14 protein-coding genes are annotated in these 12842 nt (G+C 50.7%); 5 read left to right on the top strand and 9 right to left on the bottom strand.

Going from position 1 to position 12842, the window contains the following annotated elements; genetic code table 11:
* Nucleotides 1-118 precede the first annotated feature (118 nt).
* The 4 genes from V4U88_RS06210 (at nucleotide 119) to V4U88_RS06195 (ending at nucleotide 3645) form a co-directional block, all read left to right on the top strand.
* Entirely contained in the window at nucleotides 119-496 is a 378-nt protein-coding gene (locus V4U88_RS06210; RefSeq protein ID WP_334072392.1) for a hypothetical protein, read from the top strand.
* An 82-nt stretch (nucleotides 497-578) separates the two neighbouring features.
* Entirely contained in the window at nucleotides 579-2162 is a 1584-nt protein-coding gene (locus tag V4U88_RS06205; RefSeq protein WP_334072391.1) for a hypothetical protein, read from the top strand.
* Complete coding sequence (locus V4U88_RS06200; RefSeq protein ID WP_334072390.1) at nucleotides 2159-3034, top strand: ABC transporter ATP-binding protein; 876 nt, start codon at nucleotides 2159-2161, stop codon at nucleotides 3032-3034. Before V4U88_RS06205 ends, V4U88_RS06200 begins: the two co-directional genes overlap by 4 nt.
* The gene (locus V4U88_RS06195) at nucleotides 3016-3645 is read left to right on the top strand and encodes a hypothetical protein (protein ID WP_334072389.1); all 630 of its coding nucleotides are present in this window, start codon (nucleotides 3016-3018) and stop codon (nucleotides 3643-3645) included. The genes V4U88_RS06200 and V4U88_RS06195 overlap by 19 nt, the downstream gene beginning before the upstream one ends.
* 45 nt (nucleotides 3646-3690) lie before the next feature.
* Here the strand turns inward: V4U88_RS06195 and V4U88_RS06190 are convergent, their stop codons facing one another.
* The 5 genes from V4U88_RS06190 to V4U88_RS06170 form a co-directional block, all read right to left on the bottom strand.
* Nucleotides 3691-4890, bottom strand: a complete 1200-nt coding sequence (locus V4U88_RS06190; protein WP_334072734.1) for an MFS transporter — start codon at nucleotides 4888-4890, stop codon at nucleotides 3691-3693.
* Between the two features lie 205 nt (nucleotides 4891-5095).
* Nucleotides 5096-6064 carry an ABC transporter substrate-binding protein gene (locus V4U88_RS06185; protein WP_334072388.1) on the bottom strand — a complete coding sequence of 323 codons (969 nt, stop codon included), beginning with the start codon at nucleotides 6062-6064 and terminating at the stop codon, nucleotides 5096-5098.
* A gap of 125 nt (nucleotides 6065-6189) precedes the next feature.
* Complete coding sequence (locus V4U88_RS06180) at nucleotides 6190-7035, bottom strand: AraC family transcriptional regulator (protein WP_334072387.1); 846 nt, start codon at nucleotides 7033-7035, stop codon at nucleotides 6190-6192.
* Between the two features lie 120 nt (nucleotides 7036-7155).
* Nucleotides 7156-7338: a DUF2524 domain-containing protein gene (locus V4U88_RS06175; protein ID WP_334072733.1), complete on the bottom strand. Its 183-nt coding sequence runs from the start codon at nucleotides 7336-7338 to the stop codon at nucleotides 7156-7158.
* Between the two features lie 62 nt (nucleotides 7339-7400).
* A complete protein-coding gene (locus tag V4U88_RS06170; protein ID WP_334072386.1) occupies nucleotides 7401-7844 on the bottom strand; it encodes a MarR family winged helix-turn-helix transcriptional regulator in 444 nt (147 codons plus the stop codon).
* A 172-nt stretch (nucleotides 7845-8016) separates the two neighbouring features.
* Between V4U88_RS06170 and V4U88_RS06165 the strand changes: the two genes are divergently transcribed.
* Nucleotides 8017-8493 carry a glutathione peroxidase gene (locus tag V4U88_RS06165; RefSeq protein ID WP_334072385.1) on the top strand — a complete coding sequence of 159 codons (477 nt, stop codon included), beginning with the start codon at nucleotides 8017-8019 and terminating at the stop codon, nucleotides 8491-8493.
* A 754-nt stretch (nucleotides 8494-9247) separates the two neighbouring features.
* Here V4U88_RS06165 and phnE (V4U88_RS06160) read toward each other — a convergent pair.
* The 4 genes from phnE (V4U88_RS06160) to V4U88_RS06145 form a co-directional block, all read right to left on the bottom strand.
* Nucleotides 9248-10051 (bottom strand): phosphonate ABC transporter, permease protein PhnE, encoded by an 804-nt coding sequence (gene phnE, locus V4U88_RS06160; protein ID WP_334072384.1) that lies wholly within the window; start codon nucleotides 10049-10051, stop codon nucleotides 9248-9250.
* Between the two features lie 2 nt (nucleotides 10052-10053).
* Nucleotides 10054-10866 carry a phosphonate ABC transporter, permease protein PhnE gene (gene phnE / locus V4U88_RS06155; protein ID WP_334072383.1) on the bottom strand — a complete coding sequence of 271 codons (813 nt, stop codon included), beginning with the start codon at nucleotides 10864-10866 and terminating at the stop codon, nucleotides 10054-10056.
* Nucleotides 10863-11666, bottom strand: coding sequence for a phosphonate ABC transporter ATP-binding protein (phnC, locus tag V4U88_RS06150; RefSeq protein ID WP_334072382.1), 804 nt, complete (start codon nucleotides 11664-11666; stop codon nucleotides 10863-10865). Before phnC ends, phnE (V4U88_RS06155) begins: the two co-directional genes overlap by 4 nt.
* A gap of 130 nt (nucleotides 11667-11796) precedes the next feature.
* A complete protein-coding gene (locus tag V4U88_RS06145) occupies nucleotides 11797-12798 on the bottom strand; it encodes a phosphate/phosphite/phosphonate ABC transporter substrate-binding protein (RefSeq protein WP_334072381.1) in 1002 nt (333 codons plus the stop codon).
* Nucleotides 12799-12842: the final 44 nt, after the last annotated feature.

Genomic DNA, 12842 nt, shown 5'->3' with positions numbered 1-12842 from the left:
TAATATGAATATATGGAACTATTTAAATGAAATCTTCGTCGGAATATAATTAAAACTGTATTAATTGGGTTATGTATCCATATATAGCTTAAATTTTAATTTTAGGGAGGGTTTAATTATGTTGAATCGAACGAGAACACTTATTGCTGGAATTGCGGTGTTTTCTATTTTTGCAACGAGCGCATTTGCTGCTACTGGCACTGCAGATAAGCCCTTAAACTCCTCAAAATCTGTCGAAAGTGTATCCATCCAAGGAACGGGGGGAACGGGTACGCAATATACAAACTTATATGCAGGTACAGGTAAGGGAACCGGTAAACTTTACAAGTTTAGACGTTTTTGGCCGGATCAGCACCTAAATACACACGATGTTGCAAGTGGAAAAGGGCCTTTTAGTCTAACCTACTCTTTTACTACCGAATGGGATGCAGCATACAATGTAGTTGCTGATGGGGATTCCTCGGCGGGAATCAGAACCAGCATTGTTATTAACTAAACTTTAGTTAGTACAATAATTCTATGAACGCTATATAATGGAGCATAATCCAATTAACAAACAATAAAAGGTTGAGGTTAGTATGTTAAAAATCATCAAGCTAGAATTTAAACAGTTACTTAGGGTACCTTTATGGTTTGCTATATTTATATTGACCATAGTTGCATCAATTATTTTGCCAAGGTCAAATTTAACCGATTTGTCAGTTGTTCCTGGAATGGTTTATTTCGTTATGGTAATGTCCCTTGCGCTTTCGATTTATGGTTCGGAGCAGGCGAGATTGGAAGAGAATCAGCAAATGGAAGAGACTCTTTCCGTTACACCGAACTACAGAAAGTTTTTCTGGGGTAGGATTATCTACTGGTTGATATTATCGGCATTGATCTATTTGTTGTTTTATTTAACTGTATTAAGCTATATGGCAGTGGTACACCACAACACTACAACGAGGGATATTATTGATTCCCTGTTTTATACTATGATGTGTTGGCTAATCCCCTTTTTTTATTCTCTTATCATAGGTTATGTAGTCTATCGTTGGTTTCCTAGTATATACAGTTACCTGATCATTATTTTTATTTGGTTTATGACCATGCCTTATAATTCCTTACTTGGTTTTCTTCCTCGCGAGTTATCAGGCTGGATGATTAATGGAGACCCGAATATTCAACAAATATTTTCATATATTCCTGTAGAGAGTCTTTCCGTTAATAAAGGATACTATATTCAAAGGGCTTTTATGCTAATTCTTCTGCTTTCTATTTATACTTTGGTGAGCTACTATCGCAGTTTTAAATTTAAAATATTTGCCTTGTGCACAACTGCTTTAGCAATAATGATTCCGGTCTTTTCTCCTTATGTTCCTTATATCTCAGGGGACGATTTTCTGAGATCTGCGGCAGTATCCCTTCCCGAAGCGTCCACATCAGTGGGTTCTGATTATATAGTAAAAAAGTATTCTTTTCATTTATACCATGGAGAGAGCAATCATAAGTTTCGATATACCGTTGATATGGATTTGGAAGCCCGAAACAGTCAGATTTGTTTTGCACTCATGGAGGATTTTCAAATAAAGGAAGTTCGTATGAATGATATGCCAATAACCATGAAGCGTAATGATCAAATTGTTCAAATAGAGCTCCCTAAACCTAAGGGGATCCTGCACATGGAGGTTGAAAGCAATTCCTACATCGCCGTTGGACCGACGACAATTCAGCTAGTGGCGACCTCGGCCTGGTATCCGATGAATCCGAAGGAAGCACAAGATACTTATGCGAATGGGATTAAAGAGGAATACGAAGTGTATTGGGAATCCCCCAAACCTAATCCGATCTTGACCAACTTATCCCAAAAGTCGGATCAAGTCTGGACAGGAAATGCTTACGGCCCGACAATTCTTATGGGGAAATTCAGTCTAAGCAAAGAGATGATCTATCCTGGAAATAAATCTGTCGAGTGGATGGAGGAATATCAGAAGAACATCGAAAAAATCTTTGAAGCTAATAATAAGAAATTTAACGTACCCCGTCATTTACCCGAGAGAACTTATTACGTAACATTCTTTCAAGGCATGCAGGCCAATCCTGAAGAATCCTATATTCGACTGGAAGAAATTCCAACAGAGGATATACGAAGAGTGTTCTATTCTAGAAAAGGTGAGCGATGATGTTAAAAGTAGAGGGAATTTCAAAGAAGTTTGGCAACAAAAAGGTGGCTCTTCACCCAACTACGTTTACTTTAGAACGAGGAATTGTCGGCCTCCTTGGCCCCAATGGAGCGGGAAAAACAACACTATTGAGGCTATTATCCACCTACTATGCTCCAGATAGCGGTTCTATAAATTTAGACCAGCTCGATTGGATCAAGAATACGGAAGAAGTAAGAAAAATGATTGGTTACATGCCACAGCATCTGGGCACGTTTCCAAATTTAAAAGCATGCGAGTATTTGGAATACATGGGCTTGTTACGAGGCCTCGATATTCGGGGACTTAACAAGCGTATTTCCGATATCTTGAGAGAAGTAAACCTGGAGGAACGAGCGAATGACCTTATCAAGTCGTTCTCCGGAGGGATGAGGCAGAGGCTTGGCATTGCTCAAGCCATCCTACATCAACCTGCGTTATTGCTTGTTGATGAGCCTACAGCTGGCTTGGATCCCGAAGAGCGCATTCGCTTTCGAAGTTTGCTTAAGCGCCTGGGCAAGGACAGGATCGTAATTCTATCCACACATATCACCGAGGATGTCGCCATGACCTGTGATCAGATACTCCTTATGCAAAGCGGGAGGATAGAGCAATATCCTTCTACGGAAGAAGTAATTTCCTTAGCGGAGGGGAAAGTATGGGACTTGGAAACGGATGAGTCGACCTATGAGCGGTTACGTGAGGGTACAGACTTTTTAGTTACACAACTATTAAAATCGGGAAAAGATCGGGTAAATGTTCGTTTCATTGCATTTGAACCGGTAAATCCCGAGGCCGGGCCAGCCTCGCCTACTTTAGAGGAGGGATACATGGTTTGGTTAAACAAGAGATAATATTTTGGCGCTATTTATGGAAAACACAATATGTTTTGTTGCTGCTCCCTATTATTTTAATGGCTTTAGCTGCTGCCATAGCTACTTATGATGGGGATCTTGCGAATAATTTGATGAAGCTTATAGTGTTTCCTATTTTGTTGTTTCCGGCAGTTGCTTCTTTATATCATATTGGCTCTATTCACCATAGGGAGCTTTTGTTGACATTTCCATTAAATAACCTATGGTTAGGACTCATTCGTCCAGCTTTTTTAGGCTTCATATATTCGGCTTGTTTTACCATATCTTTAAAAACTGTAAGCCCCTATTCTACGGAGGAATTGGCCTCCGCTTTTATTTCATCGTTTTTTTATATGATACTGGCCGGATTTTTTCTCGTACTTTTTAAAAGTATAGCTATAGGATTCGTTATTCCTATGGCGTATTTATTTTATGGGATCTTTACTACGGGTACAGGGGAGGGATATTTCTATCTCATGCAGTGGGCAAGGCCCAATCCCGATCTCACCCTGCGGGATTGCGTGGTAGTCCAGGCGATTGCGGCGATTGTCTTTAGTTTGGGAACACTTTATTTTCTTGCAAAGCGGAATAAATACCACTGGAACACTTGAGAAGAGCGTCAACCGTTTAGGCGGTATGACGCTCTTCCCGTTCTTTCAAAGCAGTTCCCTGCGCTTCTTCAAATAGATGTACAACGCCAGGCTGGCGAGGGAGCAGACGACCGCGCAGAAGCCGATGAAGCCGTAGCCGGCTTGCAGGCCGCGCAGCAGGCCGGTTTCCGGGCCCTGGCTGGTGAGGAAGATCTGTTTGATCCCGTCGGTGATGACGCCGATCAAATAGTTGCCGAGCACGGTGCCGACGCCGATCAGCGTGACGATGAAGCTGATGGCGGTATCGCTGTTCTGGCGGTACCGGTCGGCGATCAGCGCCATGACGGTCGGGTAGATGGGCGCGACGCCGATCCCCGCGATGGCGAAGAGGGCCGCTCCCGGCTCACCGGCCAGGATCGCCGCAAATGTGCAAACGCCGGTAAAGCCGGCAAACAGGATCAGGGAAAGCGTGTAGCCGATCTTATCCGTAATCGGGCCGGCGATGAGCCGGGCGAACGTGAAGCACAGGAAGAAGGCGGACAGCATGCCCGACGCGGAGCTGTTGGTCCAGCCGTAGGCTTTTTCCAGGAAATTCACGAGCCAGCCCCCGACCGCCATCTCCGAAATGACGCCGAACGCCAGGACGGCCACGACCAGCCAGATCACCGGGTCGCGCATCAGCGTTTTGACCGGGATTCGCTCCTCATCCGCGAGATCCCTCTCCGGGAATTTGCCGAGGAAGGCGGGGATCATCGGAATTACCGACAGGAGCAGCACGACCATGTACATGCCTCTCCAGTCCAGCGCATGGCCTCCGACGGATACCGTCATCAGGCCCGCGGCCAGCATGGGCGCGACGGTGGAACTGAGCCCGTAGAAAAAATGGGCCAGATTCATCATCGTGCCGGTATTCCGCGTGAAAATCTGCGCGCCCAGCACCGCCAGGGCGATTTCCAGCATCCCGTTGCCGATGTTCATCAGGAAGTAGGACCCTGACAGCGCAGGGTAAGACCGGGAATAGAAAATCAGGACGCCCGTAAGCGCCATCAGCCCAAAAGAAAGAAGGCTGACCCATTTGACCCCCCATTTGCGGACGAGAAACGCCGTAAAGGAGCAGGCCAGCAGGTAGCCCAGCGAGTTCAGGGACAGCAGGGTTCCGATCTGCATCTCGTTCAGATGGAAATCGGTCTGGATGCGCGGGATGGCCGGTCCCTTTACATTTTCGGAAAAGCCGAAAATCAAAAAACCGATAAAAACAGTAGCCATAGGTAATAAGTATCGTTTGGCGGAAGCCGGACGGCCGACGGCAGATCCCGTCTGTTCCGCTGCGGTTTGCGACTGAGCTTTCAAGGGATAACCCTCCTGGTGGATTGATCTTGAGTCCGAACAACTCGAACAAAGAGATCGTAACATACTTTTCCAGGTGCAGCTATCCCTTGTTTAAACCGGTTTTATAAGCCTTCTGCCAAGTTTACTTTTGCAAAATTTCCTCGATGACATCCAGCCCTTTCGACTGGCCCATGGCCAGGGGCCCGACGATTTCGGTATCGATCACGTGCAGGTTTCCGCCCTTGACGGCCTTCAGATTGTTCCAGACGGGCCTTTTGCCAAGCTCCTCCAAGGTCAACTCCGCCGAATTGGTGAAATCCTCTCCCAGAAAAATATAGTCCGGGTCGATGTCGGCCACGCCTTCCAGACTGATTTCGCTCCAATCCTTCATGTCGGAGAATTTGGCGAAGCCCAGACGGTCATAGTAAGGCTCCATCCGGACGCCTCCGTAATAGTTGAAGCCTTTGCCCCAGGTCATCATGAAAATGGCGGTTTTGCCCTTGGCCCCGGTGTGGTCCATTTTCCCGGCCAGCTTGTCCAGCTTCGCGTTGTAATCGGCGATATATTGCTCCGCCTTGGCTTCCTCGCCGAGAACCGCGGCTACTTTGGTAATCGTGTCCTGCCAGTTTTCCGACTGCGGAATGACGATCGTATCGGCGATTTTGGCCAGCTGGTCGTAATTCTTCACATCATCCTCCCAAGCGATAATCACATCGGGCTCCAGCGCCAGAATGCTCTCCAAATTCGTGGTATCGCCCAGATCGGCGATCTTGCCCTGTTTCGTGAACGAATCGTAGACCGGGAAGTTTTGCAAAGACTTCAGGCCTACCACGCCCGCGACGACATCCTGCTCCCCGATGGCAAAAAAATGGTCGGCATACGGGAAATAGGTGACCGCGACCTTCTTCGGTTTTTCTTGAATGACCGTTTCCCCTTTGGCGTGCTGAATGGTGATCGGGAATTTGGCCGCGTTATCGGCACCTCCGGCGGAATTTCCGGATGGATTCGCGGTCTTGGATTCGGCCGCCGGACTGTTGTTTCCGTTCCCTGAGGAGCTGCCCGCCGGCGAATTTCCGCAGGCCGCCATGATTAATAACAAAATAGCGATCAAGGGAAGGATCCCCCATGTTTTGAACGTTGTGTGCACTTGTCTATCCCTCGCTTCGATTAGTTGATAATGATTTTCATTTTCATATTAAATTATAATCATGGAGGGGCGGAATTGAGAATAGACAATTATTCAAAGAAGGGTGGATTATTTCCGTTGCGGCTCCGAAACTCGCTTGGGGTGCAGCCTGTGTATTTTTTAAATAGTCTGCTGAAATAATGGCTGTCGCCATAGCCGATGCTCTCCGCGATATTCCGTATGCTGGAGTTGCTGGTGGCCAGCATTACGCGGGCACGGCTCATCCGGTGTTGGATCAGGTAGTCGATCGGATACACTCCAACATATTTATGGAAGACATAGGCGAACTTTTTGATGTCCATGTCCACCAGCCCGGCCAGTTTTTCCAGGTTCAGCGGCTCCGTATAGTGAGTATGAATATACTCCAGTACGTGTTCCACCGCATTCCGGCTTTCGCGGTTCATCCGGTTCCGGGCACAGCTTAGCGCTTCATAGATCGTGCTGTAAAACAGCTCCTTGGTACGAACGGCCTGCAGGTGTCCGGGTGTCGTTACCGAGGCTTGCAGCAGGTGAAGCAATTCGGTGATGCGCGGATTTTCCCCGGTCTCCAGAACGAAATGAGTCCCTGTGTAGCCCTGGGGTTCCCCTGGCGCAGCACTTAGCGTGTAGTGAATGAGCGCGTAATCGAAGCCGGACGTTCCAACATCAACCCGCAGCGTCATCCCCCTGGCCCCGTGGACAACGATACCGGAGGTTAGCTCGTAAGGCGTGCCGTTAAAGGTAAATACGGCTTGTCCCCGCAGGGCGAACACAAAACCGGCATGCGGCGTCGGCCGGTCAGACGTGTGGCCAAAATATCGGCCCGGACGCAGGCTGGTGAGGTAGACGCCATGCACGGTGACGGCCCCGCCGGCCATTTGTCCGGCTAACTCGTTAAGGTCTATGATGGAATTCACCCGCTCTCTTTGATGAGGTTGAAACAGTATCATTTTAACCGGAGGCGGCACGCCGGACAATGCAAAACACCCGATCCGTCCCTGAAAGGAACAGATCGGGTGTTTTGATTTCCACGTAAACTAGTGGTTAATATCGCATTTGTTCATAATAAAAGAGATCTGATTTTCCAAACGGTTAATGTGCTCTTGGGTTTCCGGGTCTTCCTTTCCTTGCCCCCGCAAAGACGCAAGCTCCTGCTTGAGCTGATGCAGATCGTCGCCGGCCCGTGCACAGTCGTAATTGCTTTCCAGATTGTCCAGCATATCGCGAATCGCCTCCATTGGTCTGGGATGTACTTCCCCTATTATGGAGATTTTGGCTGGATTTATTCCGCGATTTTACTTAAAAACGCATGGATATGCTTGTGCAGGTCCGTGATATCTTCCTTGGCAACCCCGGTATTGCCGAACAGCTTGAGCGGGACCTCGGCGGCTCGTTCCTGCAGCTCGCGGCCCTGATCGGTCAGTGTGATCAAAACGTTGCGCTCATCCGCCTTATTCCGCGTTCTGGTGATAAGGTTCATATTCTCCAGCTTTTTCAGCAGCGGGGTTAGCGTGCCCGAGTCCAGAAAGAGCTTGGAGCCGAGCTCTTTGACAGTTACGCCATCCTGTTCCCAGAGGGAGAGCAGCGTGATGTACTGCGTATAAGTCAACCCGAGCGGAGACAGCAGCGGGCGGTAGAGCTTCATCATTTCCCGCGAGCAGGTATAAAAAGCAAAGCAAAGCTGGTTATCCAGTTTCATATATTCTTGATATTCTTGAGGCTGCATATCGTATCACCTGCCATGGAATTGTATGCAATTTGTTTAAACCTGGTTTGGTAATTATAGCATTGGCTAGACTTGCACGTCAAAAAGCGGGTCGGAAGCATTTGACACGCCTGATTAAATTGTATACAATTTGATTATACACTATTTAAATAAGTTGTGGAGGCGTAAGAACATGTCCATCTATGATATTGAAGTCAAAACGATCAAGGGTGAAATGCAAACGTTGGAGTCTTATCGCGGGCAGGTTATGCTGATTGTGAATACGGCGACCAAATGCGGCTTTGCCCCGCAGTTCAAAGGTTTGCAAAAGCTGTACGATGCTTACAAGGAGCAGGGATTGGCGGTGCTCGGCTTTCCTTGCGGGCAATTCGCCAATCAGGAACCGGGGACGGATGCAGAGGTCGCGCAGGCATGCGAGTTGAACTTCGGGGTCAACTTCCCACTTTACGCCAAAATCGACGTGAACGGTAAAAACGCTCACCCGCTGTTCCAGCTTCTCGCAAAAGAAGCGCCCGGCATCATGGGCTCGAAGCAGATCAAATGGAACTTCACGAAGTTCCTTGTCGACCGGGAAGGACGCGTGGTCAAGCGCTTTGCGCCGACCGAGGAACCGGAGAACATCGAAGAGCATATTCGGAAGCTGCTTTAAAGAAGGGTCGGAATAGCGGCACACCGAATAATCGAGCTGCAGCAGCGCTCTCAAGGGCTGTCGTTGGCATCCTTTGAATAGGGAGAAAAATAGGGGCCATAAGGGCCTTTTGAGGCGCAATTTTGTCGAATTTGGCTTATTGATATGAAATAGCGGGTTTTTAAGGCCTTATTTTGGGAAAGGGCGGGCTAATTGCGGTTTTACGGTCCAACCTCGGGAAATAAGGCCGTTTTTGACCGCTATTATTCGCTTAGACCCGATTCGGGTCGAAATAGCGGCCCAAAAGACACTGAAGTTGCATCAAACCTGACAGGATGCTGCTTATTTTAAAACTTGTCGCCTCGGTGTGGCGAGTTGGATCCGGCGCGAAAACGAAAATTACGCTAACGGTTGCCACAGCCGTTATTTGCCCTGAAAACGCCGACTTCCCATTCTAACGGTCGCCACGTCGCTTATTTTCGGATAAACAGGCTGTTAGGGCGAGAATCCAGGGAAATAACGGCGCTCACGACCGCTAGAATTTTGAAAAGGTTACTTTTCGTTAAATAGCGGCTGCTACAGCCGTTAGACTTCACTGGCGTTGTATTAACCCGAGGGGGCTAATGGCTGTAACAGCCTCCCCTTGAAGCCGGGCGGGTGGATAACGGCCTTTTGCGCCGCTATTTTGTCGAATTCGTCCCTTCGGCGTCAAATAGAGGTCCTTTTGCCCCAAAAGGCCGCTATTTTGCGTGGGTGAGAGCGTAACCTCTCATAATTACACCAATTTCTTGCGAATTGCGCCGGAGATCAGGTCGATGATGGTGATCATGACGATAATCCCAAGCAGAATGATGCCGACCCGGTCCCAGTTTCGCGAGCTGAGCGCAAAAATGAGCGGCGTCCCGATCCCGCCGGCGCCGATGATCCCCAGGATGGTGGCGGAGCGCAGGTTGATCTCAAACCGGTACAGGGTGTAGGAAAGGAAGCCCGGCAGCACTTGCGGGAGCACGGCGAACCACAGAATCTGCAGCCGGGTGGCTCCCGCCGCGATGAGCGCTTCCGTCGGGCCGGTGTCCATGTTTTCCACTTCGTCGGCAAACAGCTTGCCGAGCATGCCGATGGAGTGCAGGCCGAGCGCCAGCACGCCCGCAAAAGACCCCGGGCCGACGGCTTTAATGAACAGGAGGGCCATGACGATTTCCGGAAAGGTGCGGACGAAGCTCAGCAGTATTTTGCCCGACCCGGAAATCCACCGCGACCGGCTCATGTTCACCGCCGCCCAGAAGGCGAACGGGACGCAGAGCACGGTGGAAATGACGGTGCCCAGGATCGAGATGGCCAGCGTATCCAGCAGCCCGCGCAGCAAATCCTCGCCGTCCGGCAGGTAGACGTAGTCCCAATCGGGGGAGAAAATGCCGCTGAAAATCGCCTTTGTCACTTGCCCGGCCGTTTCTTTGATGCCCTCGAACGGAATGCCGGCAAAGGCCCAAACGTAAACCAACGCAAGCAGCACATAAATCAGTAGGCGATAGCGGTTTTTCTTCGGTTTTTTCACCTTGTCTTGCCATGAATGGGTCATACTCATAGTAGTCTCTCCCGCAGCTTCGTGCTCAAATAGTCGATGATCAGGACCACCGCCAGGGTAAACAGAATAATCATGCACGTCTTGTCGTATTCGAGAAATCCAAGCGTCACTTCGTAATAGTGCCCGATCCCGCCGGCGCCGACCAGGCCGAGCACCGCGGCCGCCCGCACATTAATCTCAAAGGTATACAGCACAAAGGACATAAAATGCGCCTGGATTTGTGGAATCACGCCGAAAATAACGCGCTGGCCGGAAGTCGCCCCGACCGAAGTCATCGCCTCCAGCGGGCCGTGATCGATCGTTTCCAGGGCCTCATACGTCAGCTTGCCGATCAGACCGAAGGAGAAAAGGGACAGCGCCAGGATGCCGGGCAGCGGACCCAGGCCGAAGATAGCGACGAAGATGGCCGCCAGCAGCAGGTCCGGAATCGTGCGCACCAGGTTCAGCACGAAGCGGAACGGCTGGTAGATCCAGGCGGTCCGGCTGAGGTTGCTGGCGCAGAGCAGCGCCACGGGAACGGCCAGGATGGCGCCGAAGGTCGTGCCGATCAAGGCCATGCGGATCGTCTCCAGCATCGCTTCGACGATGTTGTCGAAGTAGCCCCAGTTCGGCGGAAACATCTCCTTCAGGAGTTCGAGCATATTGGGGGCTCCCTTGATCAGTTTTCCCCAATCGGCCTTCGATTGGACGGCGCTGCCCCAAACCAGAATCAGAATAATCGCCGCCGTAAGGTAGTGTTTCAGCTTGCCCGGAGGTTTGGGACGGTTCAACGGCTGGGGCTGTAGTTCGGGTTTGGCGTTCAGGTTCATCGGACCGGCTCCTTTGCGGCTGCGATGTCGGCCAGCCGGGCCTCCAGCAGCTCGTCCTGATCGATCGGCCGTCCGTAAATTTCGGCGAACCGCTCGTCCGTCGCTTCAGACACGGGGCCGTCAAACACCACCTGGCCGGCCCGCAGCCCGATAATCCGGGTGGCGTATTCCTGGGCCAGATCGATGAAGTGCAGGTTGACGATGGTCGTAATGTCGAGCTCCTGGTTAATCCGCTTGAGATCGTCCATGACCTGCTTGGTCGTCAAGGGATCGAGCGAGGCGACCGGCTCGTCGGCCAATACGATTTTGGCTTCCTGCGCCAGCACCCGGGCAATGGCGACCCGCTGCTGCTGGCCGCCGGACAGCTCGTCGGCGCGGGCGTAGGCTTTTTCGACGATGTTGACCCGATCCAGCGCCTGGAACGCCAGCTCGACATCCTCTTTCGGAAACGCCCCGAACAGCGTACGCAGCGTGGAATGGTATCCCACCCGGCCGGCCAGGACGTTGCGCAGCACGGAGGACCGCTTCACGAGGTTGAAGCTTTGGAAGATCATGCCGATGTCGCGGCGAATCGTGCGGAGGCCTTTGCCCGTAGCTTTGGTAATCGATTTGCCGTCGATGAGGATGTCGCCCTCGGTAATATCGTGGAGGCGGTTCATCGAGCGGAGCAGGGTCGACTTGCCGGCGCCCGACAGGCCGACGACGGCCACGAATTCGCCCTTCCCAATCTTCAGGTTAATCCCGTCCAGGCCTTTGGTGCCGTTGGGATAGGTTTTGGATACATTGCACAGTTCTATCACGTAGAGATCATCCTTTTTGAAAGTTTATCGTAAAAAAACGCATAGCCAGCCGGGTGCGGGGCACTCCGACTGGCTTGCATCGTGTCTTGCCGATCTGCTGGAAAGAGGGACCGAGCCTCGAAATGCCGGACTACTCGGTTTTTACCTTTTCGCCGTATTGACGGACAACGTCGAAGTTGCTGTCCTGGGATTTGACGTAGCCTTCGTGCGTGTAAATCTCGGAAATAATCTTGTGCCCTCCTTCGCTCTTGCCGATTTCAATAAACGCGTTCTGCAGCTTTTCGATCCATTCCTTGCTCATATCGGAGCGGACGCTGATCGTATCATTCGGGATTTTCTCTGTGTAAGTCAGCACGCGCGTATCTTCGAATACCTTCGGATAGTCGCCCTTCACGATGTTGCGGGCATCCTGGAAAATCGCCGCCGCATCCACGTCGCCGTTCAGTACGGCCAGCACAGCTTGGTCATGGCCTTTTACGGTGATCGGCTCGACATCTTTCAGCGGATCCAGCCCGGCATCCATAAGGGAGGCCGCCGGCCATACATATCCTGCCGAGGAAGTCACGTTTTGATAAGCGATTTTCTTCCCTTTCAAGTCAGCCACCGATTGAATCGGGGAGTCTTTCTTTACGATAATCATCGCTTTGTAGAAGTCGACCAGCTCATCGGTCGGTTCGCCGGTTTCGTCTTTTACGCCATAGCGTTGAGCCTGAAGAATAACCTCGGCGGCTCCTTTTTCTTTGGCCAGGACATAAGCGGTTGGAGGCAGGAAGCCTACATCCACTTGCTTGGATGCCATCGCTTCGACGATGACGTTATAGTCGGTGGATACGCTGACTTCGACCGGGATGCCGATCTTGTCGGACAACAGCTTTTCCAAAGGTTTAGCTTTAGCTTCCAGCGTATCCGCGTTTTGTGAAGGAACGAATTGGACGGTCAGTTTCTCGGGAACATAGCCGGTATTCTCCGGCGCCGGATCGGTCTTGGCGGCATCGCCCTGCGACGCGTTTTGCTGGCCGGAATTGGCCGCTGCCTTGCTTCCGGTATTCGTGGCGGCCTGATTGGCTCCGCAGCCGCTGATCACGGCGATGGACAGGAACAAAGGCATAAACAATTTCGTAAGCTTTTTCAAACGGGATGACCTCCAAAATTTAATAGTTTAGTCTTACTCGTTCC

The organism is Paenibacillus sp. A14, assembly GCF_036864815.1.
In the GTDB taxonomy this organism is placed as follows: domain Bacteria; phylum Bacillota; class Bacilli; order Paenibacillales; family Paenibacillaceae; genus Fontibacillus; species Fontibacillus sanfengchensis.
This window is presented reverse-complemented; position numbering and strand designations above follow the sequence as displayed.

Coding starts and splice junctions, on each gene's coding strand:
- V4U88_RS06165 (WP_334072385.1), top strand. CDS start 8,017: ATGTCCATCTATGATATTGAAGTCAAAACGATCAAGGGTGAAATGCAA.
- phnE (WP_334072384.1), bottom strand. CDS start 10,051: ATGACCCATTCATGGCAAGACAAGGTGAAAAAACCGAAGAAAAACCGC.
- V4U88_RS06210 (WP_334072392.1), top strand. CDS start 119: ATGTTGAATCGAACGAGAACACTTATTGCTGGAATTGCGGTGTTTTCT.
- V4U88_RS06190 (WP_334072734.1), bottom strand. CDS start 4,890: ATGGCTACTGTTTTTATCGGTTTTTTGATTTTCGGCTTTTCCGAAAAT.
- V4U88_RS06205 (WP_334072391.1), top strand. CDS start 579: ATGTTAAAAATCATCAAGCTAGAATTTAAACAGTTACTTAGGGTACCT.
- V4U88_RS06200 (WP_334072390.1), top strand. CDS start 2,159: ATGATGTTAAAAGTAGAGGGAATTTCAAAGAAGTTTGGCAACAAAAAG.
- V4U88_RS06175 (WP_334072733.1), bottom strand. CDS start 7,338: ATGCTGGACAATCTGGAAAGCAATTACGACTGTGCACGGGCCGGCGAC.
- V4U88_RS06170 (WP_334072386.1), bottom strand. CDS start 7,844: ATGCAGCCTCAAGAATATCAAGAATATATGAAACTGGATAACCAGCTT.
- phnE (WP_334072383.1), bottom strand. CDS start 10,866: ATGAACCTGAACGCCAAACCCGAACTACAGCCCCAGCCGTTGAACCGT.